This window comes from Vreelandella sp. DA03-1M (assembly GCF_055725665.1).
Genome location: NZ_CM146798.1, coordinates 2,794,321 through 2,808,929, shown reverse-complemented (window position 1 = coordinate 2,808,929; position 14,609 = coordinate 2,794,321). Strand labels below are relative to the sequence as shown.

Here is a 14,609-nt window from a genome sequence, read left to right as displayed (position 1 = left end):
TAATCCTCGTAAACTAATTTATAAGCCGGGGTTTACTATGGGTTATCTAATGGGCGTCACCGCCCTGTGGGCATTTTCCTTTTCGTTGATAGGGGTTTATCTGGCTGGGCAGGTCGACAGCTACTTTGCGGTGCTGCTACGAGTAACGCTTGCCATGCTGGTGTTCCTGCCGTTTTTACGCCCCAGCCTGCTGCGCGGTAAGCAGCGGCTCGCCCTCATGGGATTAGGTGCCATCCAATTGGGAGTGATGTACACCTTCTTCTACCAATCCTTTTTGCTGTTGTCGGTGCCAGAAGTACTGCTGTTCACGATCTTTACGCCTATCTATATCGCACTGCTGGATGACCTCCTGTTTGGCCGCTTTACCCCCATCTATCTCGTGACGGCACTGCTTGCAGTTCTCGGGGCAGGCGTTATCCGCTATGACGGTGTCGATAGCGGCTTCTGGATGGGCTTTTTAGTGGTGCAAGGGGCAAACCTTTGCTTTGCTATTGGTCAGGTAGGTTATCGTCGATTAGCGGCTGATTTGCCTCCTACGCTGGCGTGGCACAATGTGTTTGGCTGGTTCTTCGTTGGCGCAATGTTAGTGGCACTACCCGCTTATTTACTCTTCGGCAACAGCGCTGCATTACCGACCACATCGCTGCAGTGGGGTGTACTGGCCTGGCTGGGGTTAGTGGCGTCTGGCGTTGGCTACTTTGCCTGGAATCAGGGCGCCACTAAAGTGGATGCTGGCACGCTAGCGATTATGAATAATGCGCTGGTGCCAGCAGGGCTTATCGTTAACCTGGTAATTTGGAACCGCGATGCGGATATCCCGCGCTTGCTGCTGGGCGCGCTTATCATTGCGGCCTCGCTGTGGCTCAACCATTGGTGGTGCCAGCGTCGTCAAGTGGCCGTTAGCTAAGCCTATTTGCCCGATACCTCAGGTGTCTCCATAATGGCGGCTTCTGTTAGCGAGAGTCGGCCCATGAGCAACACCTTACCGCCAGATGCCAAATCTTCAGAGGCTATGTCTTCAGAGACTAGGTCGCCCTCCAGCGATCAATCAGGCAGGCCCTTTAAAACCATCGGGCTGATTGGTCGGTTGGGTAGCGATAAAGTAATCGATTCTCTGCAGCGTCTGGTGACCTATCTCGTCGCCCATGAGTATTCGGTGCTGGTGGAAGACCGCACGGCTACTGCCTTGCCGCACCATGGTCAACCGGAAGCAAGCCGCCGCATGTTGGGGGAGCTGTGCGATCTGGTGATCGTGGTGGGTGGCGATGGCAGTTTGCTTGGCGCGGCGCGTACGCTCTGCCGAAGCGGAACGCTTATTTTAGGGGTCAATCGTGGCCGCTTAGGGTTTCTCACGGACATTTCGCCAGATGAGCTGGAAACCCGTGTTAGTGAAGTGCTCGCGGGCGAATTTGAGATTGAACAGCGTTTCCTGTTAGACGCCGTGCTCTACCGTAACGGTGTTGCGGTGGGCAACGGCGATGCCTTGAATGAAGTCGTTCTGCACCCCGGCAAAGCGGTGCGCATGATTGAGTTTGAACTGTTTATTGATGGTCAGTTTGTTTATAGCCAGCGCAGCGATGGCTTGATTGTCGCCACGCCTACCGGCTCTACGGCTTATGCACTCTCGGGTGGTGGGCCGATCATGCACCCCAAACTTGATGTAGTAACGCTGGTGCCGATGTTTCCCCATACGCTGTCGAGTCGGCCAATCGTGATTGATGCCGCCAGCGAAATCCGTATTCATATTGGCGAAACTAACCAAACCTATCCGCATATAAGCTGCGATGGGCAAACGCGGGCGGTAGCGAAGCCCAACGATGTGTTGGTGATTACCCGTAAGCCTGAACGCGTTCAACTGGTGCACCCCATCGGACATAATTTCTACGAAGTGCTGCGCAGCAAATTAGGCTGGAGCCATCGGTTGGGGGATTAAGCATGCAGCGTAAAACGCAAGGCAGGCCTCAGCTGGAAGGATATGACCTGATTGGTGATGTCCACGGCTGTGGCGCTACGTTAGCCACATTACTCGAAAAGCTGGGTTATCATCAGCGCAGCGGTGTATACCGCCACCCACGCCGCAAGGTGATTTTCCTTGGCGACCTGATTGATCGCGGGCCGCGTATTCGCTTGGCAGTGACCATCGCCCGGCGAATGGTAGAGCAGGGCGAGGCCTACATTGTGATGGGTAACCATGAGTACAACGCCCTGGCGTATACTCATCCAGGGCCTGCAGGTAGCCACAAACGCTGGCTGCGTGAGCATACTCCTCGGCATAATCGCATTATTCAAGACACTCTAGAGCAGTATCGCGACTACACCAATGAGTGGGAAGATACGTTGGCGTGGTTTAAAACTATCCCGCTCTGCCTTGAGATAGACGGGATTCGGGTGGTACATGCCTGCTGGGATCAGAAGCTGATTGACGAGCTAAAACAGCGACGTCCTGATCAATGCATGGACACTGAGTTTTTGGTTGAATCCACCGACCCCACTACCCAAGCGTATCAAATACTAGATCGCCTCACTCGAGGCCCGCATGTCTCGCTGCCAGAAGGGATTGCGATACACTCTGGTGATGGCTTTACGCGGAAAAGTTTCCGCGCCCACTTTTGGGCTCAAGACCCACAACAGTGGGGTGATGTAGTCTTTCAGCCGGATAACTTGCCCGGCGATCTTGAAACCCGCGAACTCACGGCCGAAGAGCGGCAGCAATTGAGTTATTATGGGCCAGAAGAGCCACCGTTATTTATTGGTCACTACTGGTGCGAAGGGATACCGTCGCTTCCCGCTCGCAATATCGCCTGTTTAGACTACAGCGCGGTCAAATATGGCCGGTTAGTCGCTTATCGCTGGAGCGGGGAGACGACGCTAAATGCCGACCACTTTGTATGGATTAAGGTGCCGAAAGAGGAGCGGGCATTGCCGAAACCCTGGGAAATTGATTTTGATTAGGTGATTATTTCTTTGGTTACGTTTTTTTACATAATTTTTGCAAAACGGCTGAACTAACGCTGCTGTCGGCTATCAGAGTAAGTGTTCCCTTGAATGATCCCTTGCTTTTATTCTCCGGCGGTCCCCACCGCCGGTTTTTTTTGCCTGTCTGTTGGCAGCCGATAGCTCGCCCAATACCTACTCGCTGCGGTCAGCGTGCCGTTAGCGCATTGATTAGAGGGATGTTATGCATCCAGTGATGCTTTTGCCCGATCACGCGGATACAAGCGAACTGCGCAAGGCACTTTGGCGCCACCGCATTGGTCACCGCATTACCGACGAGGCCGACGGCCAGCTGCTATGGATTGCTGACCCTCGTCAGCACGATGAATTAAAATCACTGGTAGAGCGCTGGAAACAGGGGGAACCCCTGGAGCTTCAGCACTCAGCCAAGCGTTCACGCAACATGACTTCTTCCCTGACTTCTCTCAAACAAGTGCCGGTGACGGCCTTGATGATTGCGATAAGCGTGGTGGTGTTTGCTCTGATAGGGGTGTTCGGTGACCAACTGATCGTGACGTTGACCATCGTGCCCATCGGTATTTCAGGGGGTGAGCTTGTGTTCGGTCAGCTGTCGCAAACGCTCTCGTCAGGGCAGGTGTGGCGCTTGCTATCGCCTGCATTTCTGCACTTTGGCTGGATGCATTTGATATTTAACCTAATGTGGGTGTGGTACTTCGGCCGTCAGATTGAAGCGCTGCAGGGCAGCCGCACTATGCTACTGCTGCTTGTTGTGGCGGGCATAGGGGCCAACATCGCTCAGTACCTGACCGGTACCGTATTGTTTGGCGGTATGTCCGGAGTGGTTTATGCACTGCTGGCCCACGTTTGGTTGATGTCGAGGCGTGTGCCCCGAAGCGGTTTCTTTGTGCCGCAAATGCTGGTGGTCTTCATGCTGGGGTGGATGGTGTTCACCATGACCGATATGGCGGGCAGCGTTGGTTTTGGCAATGTCGCTAATGAAGCGCATTTGGGTGGCCTACTCGTGGGGCTCATCACAGGCTGGTATTATTCATCCCGCCGTTTGAAAAAACATTAAGAGGCCGCAATGAGCGAAATGACGTTCGAGAAAATGATTAACCAGATGACCCCAGCGATCTATGAGAGCCTGAAACAGGCAGTATCGCTGCGCAAATGGCCTGATGGTCGTCGCTTAACGCCCGAGCAGACCGAGCTCTGTTTGGAAGCCGTGATGCGTTATGAAGCTGAGAATAATGTGCCGGAAGAGAGCCGCGTAGGCTATTTAGAGCAGCGTACCTGTGGGGCAACTGCCAACGGCGCTGGTGTAACACCAGAAATGGCCGGCTTGGCACGGGATGCCGCGCGTGATTGAAGCGGTAGTGCAAGGTTGTTTAAGCAAAATGGCGGCAGCGCTGCCTGATCGTCAGCATGAGCAGGTAGCCTACCATTTGCGTGCAGGGGAGCACCGTGTCGCGCTTAATGAGCGTATCGGTGAGCCGCTTAGTTTGCGTTGGACAGGCGCGATTGCCTGTACCCACTGTGGGCGGGCGACCAAGAAGAGCTTTGCCCAAGGCCATTGTTATCCTTGCTTTAAGCGGTTAGCACAATGCGATACCTGCATTATGAAACCGGAAACCTGCCACTTTTTCCAAGGCACCTGCCGTGAGCCGGAGTGGGGTGAGAAGCACTGTTTTCAGCCTCACATCGTTTACTTGGCTAACTCTTCTGGCTTGAAAGTAGGTATTACGCGTAAAACCCAAATGCCGACCCGTTGGTTGGATCAAGGTGCGATACAGGCGCTGCCGATTCTGGAAGTCGATACCCGGCAGCAGTCCGGGTTTGTCGAAATGCTGTTCAAAGAGCAGGTGGCCGATCGCACCAACTGGCGGGCCATGCTTAAAGGTGATGTTACAGCAATGGATTTAGCCGCTGAGCGTGACCGGCTGCTGAGCCTTTTAGCTGGCGGGCTGAATCAACTCCGCGAGACTCATGGGGCAGATGCCATTCGCACCCTGGAGCAGCCCGCACAAGAATTTCACTACCCGGTCAGCGTCTTCCCAAAAAAAGTGGTGTCGCATAATTTTGATAAGCAACCGGTGGTGGAAGGCGTGCTGCAAGGCGTCAAAGGCCAGTATTTGCTACTTGATAGCGGCGTTATTAATCTCCGCAAATTCACAGGTTACGAGATCCAGGTGAGTTAATCGGCTAGCCAGAGTGCGGTGAGTTGGCTAAGGTTAGGGGGTCGCATTATCTCGCCTTAAGCAATGCAAGGAAGCCCCGATGCCCTGGCTTAAACTGCTTCACATTGCCGCGCTAGTGATCTGGTGCGGCTCGCTGTTGTATTTGCCCGCTTTGCTCAGCCAAACGCTGCAGCTACGTAAAGACTCGGGCTTTGCTCAGGGCACGCCACCGATGCCGCGTTTTTTTTATAATTCTGTTGCTACTCCAGCCGCCCTGGTGGCGATAGCGTCGGGTACGTTGCTGTTTCTCACTCATGGCATATTGGGCGGCTGGTTAATCTTAAAGCTTGGGGCCGTGGTGGCGATGGTGGCCGCTCATGGCTGTTTTGGCTGGTTAATACTGCGCCTTGAGCAGGGCCACTACCGTTGGGTGAAGCCAGCCAACTGGACAGCGCTATGCGTTGCGTTAGTGGCCATTCTCAGCGTGCTAGGCTTTGTATTAGCAAAACCGCTGGATTGGAGCTAACACTGTGGCTCTAGTCCTCAACGTCGACTCCTACTGCATGTTCATACACCAACTGGCCGCCCAGCAGACCCGCCACGGCGATCAAACCAGCGGTGATCAGCGATACGGCCAATCCCCAGGGCAAAATCGCACTGGCGTCGTTAAAGCGCAGCAGCCAGTTCAGCGACGCCAGCGAGAGCATTACGACCGCTACGATGGCATGACTCCAGCCGGTAACCAGGCGGCGAATACGCGGCACGGTGACCAAGTCGATAATCCCCGCCGTACTGGCAATCCAGCCCCCAAACGCACCGACGCCAGCCAGCCACAGGCTGGCGCGCAGCCAGAATTCATCACCACTCAGCAAGAAGCCGATATCGCTGGCCACCAGCGCCAACAGCGCGGCGACCGGAAAATGAATCATCACTGGATGCAGTGGGTGGCCGGCGATAGAGGCGCGGCTTACGATCGAGAGTTGGCGAGTTTTTGCCATGGTCACTTCCTGTGGGCAGAAAAAGGAATTCAGGGATGAGGCTTAGACTTCAATGTTTAACACGTATCCAGCGCTTAACAAGTATTCAACGCTTAACCCAGCAGAGGGTCAACCGGCTGGGCATTCTGCTCGCACTGTTAGCTGGATTACTGCTAACCGGCTGCGCGGGCGATAAGTCTATTCTAGACCCGGCAGGCCAAGCTGCGCGAGATGTGGTGATGATTTGGTGGGTGATGCTAGGGTTTGGCACCGTGGTATTGGTCATGGTCACTGTTTTTTGGCTGTCTACCTTTAAGCGTAAAGAGGTGGCGCGCACGCCGGTAGAAGAGCGCCGGGTGGCACGGCGTTGGATTGTCGGCGGCGGGATAATACTGCCAGTCGCCAGTATTATCGCGCTGTTAACTTTTGGTGTGCCGACGGGTCAACGTATGTTAACGCTGCCTTTAAGCGATCCACCGGAAGTGATTGAAGTCATCGGCCATCAGTGGTGGTGGGAAGTGCGCTACCCAGGAGCGGAAGGCGGCGAAGTGGTGACTGCTAATCAACTCATCATGCCGGCGGGTGAGCCCATTGATTTTCATGTTACCGGTGCCGATGTGATCCATGCCTTTTGGGTGCCGCGGTTAGGTGGCAAGATTGATATGGTTCCAGGGCGCATCAATAAAATACGCTTGGAAGCGGATGAGCCAGCGGTATTTGGCGCTCAATGCGCCGAGTTCTGCGGCGCCCAGCATGCCCAGATGCAGCTTTATGTAGAAGCTGTCGAGCGCGACGAGTACGACGCTTGGTTGGCTGACCGTCAAACGGATGAATTGTCGTCGCTAGCGACAAACGACCAACAGCATGAACCTGCCAGGGAGGCATTTATGACTCATTGCGCGAGCTGCCACCGGATAGCCGGGCTCTCAACGGCTGGAGAAGGGCCTGACCTTTCTGATTTAGGCAGCCGTACCAGCTTAGGAGCGGGCATTATGGCCATGGAAGAGGGCGCGGTGACCCACTGGCTGCAACACCATCAACGTTTAAAACCAGGCAATAAAATGCCGCCCCACGATGATATTGACACCGCTACCTTGGCGTCACTGGGTGCTTGGCTGGAGAGCTTGACACCATGACGACCATTAATCGTGAAGTGACGCCACCGGGCGATTTACCCGAAAATCCTCAGCGGTTGCACAACGATCTGCATGAGATCTGGGGAAACCCGCGCGGCTTAAAAGCACTGACCATTGTAAACCACACCACCCTTGGCCTGAGATTCATGGTCACGGGGATGGTGTTTTTCTTGATCGGCGGTCTGTTGGCCATGCTGGTACGCACCCAGCTGGCGCTTTCTGATCAAGATTTCATGACGCCGGATATCTATAACCAAGTCACCACCATGCACGGCACGGTGATGATGTTCCTGTTCGCTATCCCGATGCTTGAAGGGCTGGCGATTTATATGATTCCCAAGATGATCGGTGCCCGCGATCTGGTCTGCCCACGGCTAACATCACTTGGCTACTGGTGCTATCTGTTCGGCGGCATTATTTTAACGTTTAGTTTGGTGTTAGAGATGGCACCGAACAGTGGCTGGTTCATGTATACCCCGCTCAGTAGTAGCGAGTATTCACCGGGTTTAGGTTCGGACTTTTGGCTACTAGGGATCACCTTTGTTGAAATCTCCGCGCTCTCTGCGGGTGTAGAACTGGTGGTTTCAATACTGCGCACGCGTACTCAAGGAATGGCGCTGCATAAAATGCCGTTGTTTGCCTGGTACATTCTCGCGATGGCTTTAATGATTGTGGTCGGTTTTCCGCCGCTGATTCTGGGCAGTATTTTGCTTGAGCTCGAGCGTGCCGCGGGGATGCCCTTTTTTGATGTGGCCGGGGGCGGTGATCCCATCCTGTGGCAGCATCTCTTCTGGCTGTTCGGTCACCCTGAGGTTTACATCATTTTTTTACCGGCGGCGGGGATTGTGTCTACGCTGATACCGGTGTTCGCTGGCCGTCCGATTGTGGGTTACGGGTGGGTGGTTTTTGCCATTGTCACTACCGGCTTTATCAGCTTTGGGTTATGGGTCCACCATATGTTTACCGTGGGGATTCCCCAGCTGGCTCAAGCCTTCTTTTCAGCCGCCAGTATGCTGGTCGCGGTGCCCACGGCGATTCAGGTATTTGTTTGGCTGGCGACGTTATGGCTGGGTAAGCCGAAGATGAAGCTGCCGATGCTATGGATATTAGGCTTCTTGATCATTTTTGTGTGCGGCGGCTTAACGGGGGTAATGCTGGCGCTGGTGCCGTTTAACTGGCAAGTGCACGATACCCACTTCGTGGTGGCACATATGCACTACGTTTTAGTCGGCGGAATGTTCTTCCCGCTGATCGCCGGGCTTTACTACTGGCTGCCCCTCTTTTCAGGCCGTATGCCTTCTGAAACGCTGGGTAAATGGGGCTTCTGGCTGACATTCATCGGTTTTAATACCACCTTCCTGATTATGCACTGGACCGGGCTGCTGGGTATGCCGCGCCGTGTTTACTCTTATGACGCGGGCATGGGTTGGGATATTTTTAATCTAATTTCTTCAGTAGGCGGCTTCATTATGTCGGCGGGGATTGCCATGGTGCTGCTGGATTTTGCCCTACACTTCCGTTTTGGCAAGCCCGCTAAGCCTAACCCATGGAATGCTGATGGCCTTGAGTGGGCCAATAGCATGCCGCCAAGCGCCTATAATTTTGTCAGTTTGCCAAAAATCGAGACACGCCACCCGCTTTGGGATGACCCTGATTTGCCGCGCACTATGGCGGAAGGCCAGCATAGTTTGGCGGTAGCGACTCATGGGCGACGTGAAATGTGGGGAAGCGACCCGTTAACCGGCAAAGTGCGCGAAATTATTCACCTGCCGGGTAACTCGTGGTGGCCGCTTTTCGCTGCGATGGCGTTGGCAGTGGTGTGTATAAGTCTGCTGACTCGCCTTTACCCGTTGGCCGTTATCGCCGTGGTGGTCGCTGGATTGTTTCTATTGCGCTGGTCATGGGAAAACGGTGCACATCCTAAAGCTGCGCCTGATGCACGGGTGGCACCCGGCGATCCTCCGCTGCACTCGCGTACCATGGATGGCCCCGGGCTATGGGCAATGTCGATAACCATGCTCGCTAATGGCTCCTTCTTTCTTTCCTATTTGTTTGGCTGGTTCTACCTTTGGACGGTCTCGCCTGAATGGCGAATGCCTGAGGTATCACCGCTCTCCCTGGTGGGGCTGCTGTTGGCTGGTGGGGCACTCACGGTAGGTGCAGGCATCCTCGAAAAACTGATAAGTGGGTTGCGTCAGCAGCGTGATGCTGGGCTGTCACTAGGCATGTTCAGTATTAGCGCGCTTGGGTTTGTGCAGGTGAGCATCACGCTTTGGGTACTGCTGAGCGCAGACCTTGCGGTTACCGAGAACTCTCATGATGCAATCATTATGGTGGGACTAGCGTATGCACTGTTTCATGGAGGTTTGGGTGCTGTGCTAACACTGCTTCAGGGCCTGCGGGTGGGTTATGGCTATGTGGGCGCCCATGCACCTTTTGAGCCCGCTGTCGTTGCTCAATTGTGGCGTTATAACGTGGCGACGTTCTGGATCATCGTGGGCGCGCTTGCCGTGCTGCCCCGTGTCATAGGGAGTTAGGCGGATGACCATCGTGATGCAGCGCTTACATCTCACTCACCCATTACACTTTGTTATTGGCTTAACGCTTTGGAGTGCTTGGTTTGTAACAGTTTACGGTGGGCATGCTGTGGCCTGTGAAGTCATGCCCCCTGACCCAGAACAGGGTGTATTTACCCTCGTTAATGCGTTGTTGCTTATGGTCAGTCTTGCTGCCGTTGCGCTGTTAGCTGCGTTAACGGTGGGGTGTTACCGCATGAGCAAACATCATACCGGGCGGCTGCGCTTTAATGCACGGGTTTCTGCCGGGCTCTATCTCTTTTCTACCTTCGGCGTATTGTTTGCAGCGATGCCCATCATCGGTATTCCGCCTTGCCTGTGAGTGGTATGACTGACACTAACGCAGACAAGCTCTATACCCTTCACGGCATGTGGTGCACCAGTTGCGCGTTGGCCGTGGAAGGCTCCCTCAAACAGAGTGATGGCGTGCACGACGTTAGCGTGCATTATCCCAGCGCCACGCTCTGTATAAGCGGCACGCCAGCCGCGACTCAGCTCTCAGTGCTTGCCTTAAAGGTTAAGCGACTAGGCTACCGGCTGACGGAACTTGAGCCGGTGGGCGATGCCCATGCACGATTGGAAGAGGAGAGCCGCTACCTCACACTTAGACTGATGGTGGGTTCGCTATTTGGCATGTGGACCATGCTTGCCTCAATTTTGATCTACGCATCCGCCTTGCCCAATGAACAGGTCGAGCAGGTAGTGGCATGGGTGTCGGGTGCTTTTTCACTTCCCGTGGTGCTGTTTGCGGGCGTGCCGTTTTACCGTGCGGGATGGCGTACATTGCTCGCCAAACGCCCTGGAATGGATGTGCTCGTTAGCCTTGGTGTATTTGGCGCTGTGCTCGTCTCGATCGGGCTTTTATGGCGCGGTTCATCGGAAGTGTATTTCGATACGGCGGTGATGCTGATTGTGCTGTTGCTGGTCGGGCGGTTAGTGGAAACGCTGTGCCGTCAACGTGGGTTAAAAGCGCTGGACGCATTGACACTACCGAACGCGAACATAAGCGTTTACCAACATGAACATTGGGTAATGGTTCCTGCCGATGAAGTGGCTGCAGGAATGCGCGTCGAGTTAGCGCCAGGTGAGCGGGTAGCGCTTGATGGCACCCTGGAAGCACCTGGTTGGGTCGATACCGCCTCGCTGACCGGTGAAAGCCTGCCGCGCCTCTTTCATACAGGTCAGAAGGTCTACGCAGGCTGCCGCTACCTGGGTGCAACGCCGCTGGTAATGCAGGTAAGCGCCGGGGTAGGCAAGCGGCGACTAGATCGGCTGTGTGACGAAATGCGCCGCTATCAGGCCAAAAAAGGCGAGCTGCAGAAGCTAGCTGATCGCTTTGCAGCTTGGATAAGCCCCTTAGCACTTGTACTGGCGCTGCTGACGTTGCCTACTGCGCTGTTATTTGGAACGGGCTGGGAAGAGGCCTTTGTGCGGGCGCTTTCCGTACTGGTGGTGGCATGCCCCTGTGCCGTTGGGCTTGCCGTGCCGTTGGCAAGCCTTGCTGGTAGCAGTCAGGCCATGCAGCAAGGTATTGCACTACGCGACCCGGCCGCGCTTGAAACTTTGGCGCGCACTCGCTCGGTAGCACTGGATAAAACCGGCACCTTAACGACCGGCAATCATTCCGTGCTGCATTGGCAGGCACGGGAGGGCGTTGATAAACACACGGTGCAGCGCAAACTAAGCGCCGCCGTCGCTGGAAGCGAACATCCGCTAGCGCACGCGTTAGCGCACTGGTCGAATGATCAACGTGAGCAGAACCCTGATCAGAATATAGAAGTAAATGAATCGCCTGGGGAAGGGCGCCGTGTGCAGCTAAATAGCGGCGAGTGGCTAACGCTAGGTAGCGCTAATTGGCTAACTCGTCAGCAGATTGCGTTGCCATTTCAAGCTGAAGACCCCGCGCTGGTGTTTGCTTCTCAAGTGATGTTGGCTGATGAAGCGGGCTGGCTGGCCACGTTCTATCTGGCCGATCAACCGGTGGAGGATGCCGCTCCAAGCGTGAAGCGCCTGCTCGCATCAGGCTATGTGGTGGCGATGATTAGCGGCGACCGGCAGGGGGCTGTTAGCTGGCTGGGTGAGCAGATAGGGCTTGCCCGAGAAGCTTGCTATGCCCAGCGTTCGCCCGAAGCCAAAGCGCGGTTGTTGCAGGCGCTACTAGCGCCAACGCTCTATGTGGGTGATGGCTTGAATGATACGTTGAGCTTAGCCGCGGCTGATGTGGGTATTGCCCCGCTAAGTGCCAGCGAGGCCGCCCGTGAAGGGGCTTCCGCACAGCTTATGACGCCGGGAGTGGGGGGGGTAGTAAAACTGCTTAGCATTGCTAAATACACCCGGCGCATCATGGTGCAGAATCTGTTCTTTTCGGCACTGTATAATACGCTGGCCCTAGGGCTGGTAGCTGTGATGGCCATTCCACCTCTGGTTGCGGTATTCGCTATGGCGGCAAGTTCGCTGAGTGTCACGCTCAATGCCGCCCGGTTAGCGTGGGCCGAGCCGGAGGAAAACGATCAGAGGGCTCCGGAATAGCCAAGTGCCTGTTTAAGCCGCTCGGCATTCGTTGCCACCCAACGTGGGTCAATCGCCCCCCAATCGCGTATTTGGTAGCGGCCAATGTTGTGGCGCTCGCCTTCATCTCTTGTAAATACGCACTCGATATCTAATTCGGCAAGGGAGGCGATCGTATCCTGAGCGGTACGCCGTGGCATGCCGGTGGCTTCAATTAGTGCAGGCACGCTGGCAGCGCCATGTTCGATAAGATGGGCTACGTATAAACGTCGGTAAAAACTCGATTTCGTTTTGCTAAGCGCGGACATTAGGCTTCCTTAACAGCAAATTGATTAACGCGCTACTTAGCTTAAAGGAATAAGTCGCCCTGCGCCCGTGGTGGGCGGAAATCCCGCGTATTCAAGCCCTGCTCGGTGCGATCCTGCATGTTCCACTGGCGGCTGGCGCGAGCAAAGCGCTGAGCAATTAAATCAGCGAATACCCCTTCTCCACGAAAGCGCTTACCAAACTTGGCATCATAGGCCTTACCGCCTCTGCACTGGCGCATAAGGCTCATCACTTTGGCGGCGCGTTCTGGGTAGTGAGCTTCCAGCCACGCCTCAAACAGCGGCGCTACTTCGTAAGGTAAGCGCAGCAGCATCCAAGCCGCCGTTCGTGCGCCTGCTCGGCTGGCGGCTTCCAGTAGCTTTTCAATTTCATGATCAGTCAGCCCTGGGATAAGCGGTGAAATCAATGTGCCGACTGGGACTCCCGCCGTATTGAGTTCACTAATGGCCCGCAAGCGCGCCTGAGGCGAGGCCGCCCGTGGTTCTAGCGTGCGCTTTAAATTGGCGTCCAGGCTGGTCAAGCTAACAAACACACGCACCAGCCGATGCTCTGCCATCTCTGCCAATAGTTCTAGATCGCGTAGCACCAGCGTGCTTTTAGTCACTAACGTTACCGGATGGCGACACTCCAACAGCAACTCCAGCAAGCGACGTGTGGTTTTATAAGTAGCCTCTAACGGCTGGTAGCAGTCGGTATTGCCAGAAAGATTGATGGGGCGGCAGATGTAGTTGGGATGGCAAAGCTCCTCCGTTAACCGTTCCACCAAACCGCTGCGGGCAATGAGTTTAGTTTCAAAATCCAGCCCTGGCGATAGATCCCAGTAAGCATGTGAGGGGCGTGCGTAGCAGTAAACGCAGCCATGTTCACAGCCACGGTAAGGATTCAGCGAGCGATCAAACGGCAAATCCGGCGATTTATTCCACGATAGCGCGCTCTTGCTCACCTCTTCTCGCACTTCGGTGGCGATGGTTGTAGATGTTTCTTCCCGCCACCAACCATCGTCTTCCACCACGCTACGGGTAGGTGAAAAACGATTGTGCGGGTCGTACGTTGCTCCGCGGCCTTTGCGCACAGCTGAAACACTCGATGTTTGATCGGGAGTCGTCATTTGCCACCTCTGACCTGTATAACTAACTATATGGCTATTTATACAGTATATGGCGTTTGGGCAAAGGCGCAAGAAAAGGCTTAGCGGCTTAAATAGCAAATTCGGGGATACAAACGCGTCTTTATTTCATACGCTTAAAGACCCCGTTGTTGCCAGCATGGAAAGAGGCGATTTGACCTATGGAACTTCAACCACATTTTGCATTAATGGCATCCTACAATCAGTGGATGAATGCCAAGGTATACGACACGGCTAGCAAGCTGAGTACAACTGAACTTGCAGAGGAGCGAGGCGCTTACTTTGGCTCTATTTTTGGCACTTTAAATCATATCGTTGTAGCCGACACGCTTTGGCTTAAGCGGTTTGCAAGCCATCCCTCTTCTACCACAACACTTGCGGTCATGGTGGCGCTGCCAACGCCTGCGCGGCTTGATCAAGTGATGTTTGATGACTTGGATGGCCTCAAGGCACATCGTCAATGGTTGGATAGCGTGATTATCAATTGGATCGCAGCGCTGACAGATGAGGATCTAGAGACAATCTTGAGTTACCAAAATATGAAAGGAGTTCCAGCCATCCGCAGTTTCTCCAGCCTGATCTTGCACTTCTTCAATCACCAAACCCACCACCGCGGGCAGATAACAACGCTGCTCTCGCAAGCCGGTCTAGATATTGAGGTCACCGACTTGCTGGCGCTGATACCGGATGAGGCCGGTAGCCAATAATATTGACCAGCATGCTGGTCATAGTTAATTAATTTGCTCTCTTAACTCCCTGACGGTGAACTGTAAGAACCTAGCGGCATACAACTGTTATCGAAAGGCGGGCTTTTATGAGACTGGTGA

Annotated in this window: 15 protein-coding genes; 12 read left to right on the top strand and 3 right to left on the bottom strand. The window is 54.6% G+C overall.

Features of this window, described 5'->3' with window-relative positions:
- Window positions 1–37 precede the first annotated feature (37 nt).
- The 7 genes from ACXUPB_RS13150 to ACXUPB_RS13120 all read left to right on the top strand — a co-directional run bounded on the left by ACXUPB_RS13150 (window position 38) and on the right by ACXUPB_RS13120 (window position 5,658).
- The gene (locus ACXUPB_RS13150; RefSeq protein WP_035556992.1) at window positions 38–907 is read left to right on the top strand and encodes a carboxylate/amino acid/amine transporter; all 870 of its coding nucleotides are present in this window, start codon (window positions 38–40) and stop codon (window positions 905–907) included.
- Window positions 908–1,012: 105 nt separating this feature from the next.
- Entirely contained in the window at window positions 1,013–1,933 is a 921-nt protein-coding gene (locus tag ACXUPB_RS13145) for an NAD(+) kinase (protein ID WP_144408628.1), read from the top strand.
- A gap of 2 nt (window positions 1,934–1,935) precedes the next feature.
- The gene (locus ACXUPB_RS13140) at window positions 1,936–2,952 is read left to right on the top strand and encodes a metallophosphoesterase (RefSeq protein WP_246286765.1); all 1,017 of its coding nucleotides are present in this window, start codon (window positions 1,936–1,938) and stop codon (window positions 2,950–2,952) included.
- A gap of 226 nt (window positions 2,953–3,178) precedes the next feature.
- Complete coding sequence (locus ACXUPB_RS13135; RefSeq protein ID WP_472952804.1) at window positions 3,179–4,030, top strand: rhomboid family intramembrane serine protease; 852 nt, start codon at window positions 3,179–3,181, stop codon at window positions 4,028–4,030.
- Between the two features lie 9 nt (window positions 4,031–4,039).
- Window positions 4,040–4,324, top strand: a complete 285-nt coding sequence (locus ACXUPB_RS13130; RefSeq protein ID WP_472952802.1) for a YeaC family protein — start codon at window positions 4,040–4,042, stop codon at window positions 4,322–4,324.
- Between the two features lie 28 nt (window positions 4,325–4,352).
- Entirely contained in the window at window positions 4,353–5,153 is an 801-nt protein-coding gene (locus ACXUPB_RS13125; protein WP_281662323.1) for a DUF2797 domain-containing protein, read from the top strand.
- Between the two features lie 79 nt (window positions 5,154–5,232).
- Window positions 5,233–5,658, top strand: a complete 426-nt coding sequence (locus ACXUPB_RS13120; RefSeq protein WP_035557020.1) for a CopD family protein — start codon at window positions 5,233–5,235, stop codon at window positions 5,656–5,658.
- Window positions 5,659–5,668: 10 nt separating this feature from the next.
- Here ACXUPB_RS13120 and ACXUPB_RS13115 read toward each other — a convergent pair whose 3' ends face one another.
- Complete coding sequence (locus ACXUPB_RS13115; protein ID WP_179916656.1) at window positions 5,669–6,130, bottom strand: DUF2231 domain-containing protein; 462 nt, start codon at window positions 6,128–6,130, stop codon at window positions 5,669–5,671.
- Window positions 6,131–6,165: 35 nt separating this feature from the next.
- On the opposite strand from ACXUPB_RS13115, the gene coxB reads away from it, so the two are divergent.
- The 4 genes from coxB to ACXUPB_RS13095 are packed head-to-tail and all read left to right on the top strand — an operon-like array spanning window position 6,166 to window position 12,350.
- Window positions 6,166–7,245 carry a cytochrome c oxidase subunit II gene (gene coxB, locus ACXUPB_RS13110; protein WP_472952798.1) on the top strand — a complete coding sequence of 360 codons (1,080 nt, stop codon included), beginning with the start codon at window positions 6,166–6,168 and terminating at the stop codon, window positions 7,243–7,245.
- Window positions 7,242–9,782 (top strand): cytochrome c oxidase subunit I, encoded by a 2,541-nt coding sequence (ctaD, locus tag ACXUPB_RS13105; RefSeq protein WP_472952796.1) that lies wholly within the window; start codon window positions 7,242–7,244, stop codon window positions 9,780–9,782. The genes coxB and ctaD overlap by 4 nt, the downstream gene beginning before the upstream one ends.
- A gap of 4 nt (window positions 9,783–9,786) precedes the next feature.
- A complete protein-coding gene (locus tag ACXUPB_RS13100; protein ID WP_472952794.1) occupies window positions 9,787–10,143 on the top strand; it encodes a hypothetical protein in 357 nt (118 codons plus the stop codon).
- A gap of 5 nt (window positions 10,144–10,148) precedes the next feature.
- Window positions 10,149–12,350 (top strand): heavy metal translocating P-type ATPase, encoded by a 2,202-nt coding sequence (locus tag ACXUPB_RS13095; RefSeq protein WP_472952791.1) that lies wholly within the window; start codon window positions 10,149–10,151, stop codon window positions 12,348–12,350.
- On the opposite strand, the gene ACXUPB_RS13090 is transcribed toward ACXUPB_RS13095, so the two are convergent.
- On the bottom strand, window positions 12,332–12,637 hold the full coding sequence (locus ACXUPB_RS13090; RefSeq protein ID WP_035557026.1) for a winged helix-turn-helix domain-containing protein: 306 nt from the start codon (window positions 12,635–12,637) through the stop codon (window positions 12,332–12,334). The two genes, ACXUPB_RS13095 and ACXUPB_RS13090, sit on opposite strands and share 19 nt — an antisense overlap.
- A 41-nt stretch (window positions 12,638–12,678) precedes the next feature.
- Window positions 12,679–13,764, bottom strand: coding sequence for a PA0069 family radical SAM protein (locus ACXUPB_RS13085; RefSeq protein ID WP_472952789.1), 1,086 nt, complete (start codon window positions 13,762–13,764; stop codon window positions 12,679–12,681).
- 179 nt (window positions 13,765–13,943) lie between these two features.
- Between ACXUPB_RS13085 and ACXUPB_RS13080 the strand changes: the two genes are divergently transcribed.
- Entirely contained in the window at window positions 13,944–14,489 is a 546-nt protein-coding gene (locus tag ACXUPB_RS13080; protein WP_035557029.1) for a DinB family protein, read from the top strand.
- The last annotated feature ends 120 nt before the right edge of the window (window positions 14,490–14,609 follow it).

Excerpts from the sequence above, each read along its gene's own strand:
- ACXUPB_RS13150 (WP_035556992.1), top strand. The coding sequence starts at position 38 with ATGGGTTATCTAATGGGCGTCACCGCCCTGTGGGCATTTTCCTTTTCG.
- ACXUPB_RS13145 (WP_144408628.1), top strand. The coding sequence starts at position 1,013 with ATGTCTTCAGAGACTAGGTCGCCCTCCAGCGATCAATCAGGCAGGCCC.
- ACXUPB_RS13140 (WP_246286765.1), top strand. The coding sequence starts at position 1,936 with ATGCAGCGTAAAACGCAAGGCAGGCCTCAGCTGGAAGGATATGACCTG.
- ACXUPB_RS13135 (WP_472952804.1), top strand. The coding sequence starts at position 3,179 with ATGCATCCAGTGATGCTTTTGCCCGATCACGCGGATACAAGCGAACTG.
- ACXUPB_RS13130 (WP_472952802.1), top strand. The coding sequence starts at position 4,040 with ATGAGCGAAATGACGTTCGAGAAAATGATTAACCAGATGACCCCAGCG.
- ACXUPB_RS13125 (WP_281662323.1), top strand. The coding sequence starts at position 4,353 with ATGGCGGCAGCGCTGCCTGATCGTCAGCATGAGCAGGTAGCCTACCAT.
- ACXUPB_RS13120 (WP_035557020.1), top strand. The coding sequence starts at position 5,233 with ATGCCCTGGCTTAAACTGCTTCACATTGCCGCGCTAGTGATCTGGTGC.
- ACXUPB_RS13115 (WP_179916656.1), bottom strand. The coding sequence starts at position 6,130 with ATGGCAAAAACTCGCCAACTCTCGATCGTAAGCCGCGCCTCTATCGCC.
- coxB (WP_472952798.1), top strand. The coding sequence starts at position 6,166 with ATGAGGCTTAGACTTCAATGTTTAACACGTATCCAGCGCTTAACAAGT.
- ctaD (WP_472952796.1), top strand. The coding sequence starts at position 7,242 with ATGACGACCATTAATCGTGAAGTGACGCCACCGGGCGATTTACCCGAA.
- ACXUPB_RS13100 (WP_472952794.1), top strand. The coding sequence starts at position 9,787 with ATGACCATCGTGATGCAGCGCTTACATCTCACTCACCCATTACACTTT.
- ACXUPB_RS13095 (WP_472952791.1), top strand. The coding sequence starts at position 10,149 with ATGACTGACACTAACGCAGACAAGCTCTATACCCTTCACGGCATGTGG.
- ACXUPB_RS13090 (WP_035557026.1), bottom strand. The coding sequence starts at position 12,637 with ATGTCCGCGCTTAGCAAAACGAAATCGAGTTTTTACCGACGTTTATAC.
- ACXUPB_RS13085 (WP_472952789.1), bottom strand. The coding sequence starts at position 13,764 with ATGACGACTCCCGATCAAACATCGAGTGTTTCAGCTGTGCGCAAAGGC.
- ACXUPB_RS13080 (WP_035557029.1), top strand. The coding sequence starts at position 13,944 with ATGGAACTTCAACCACATTTTGCATTAATGGCATCCTACAATCAGTGG.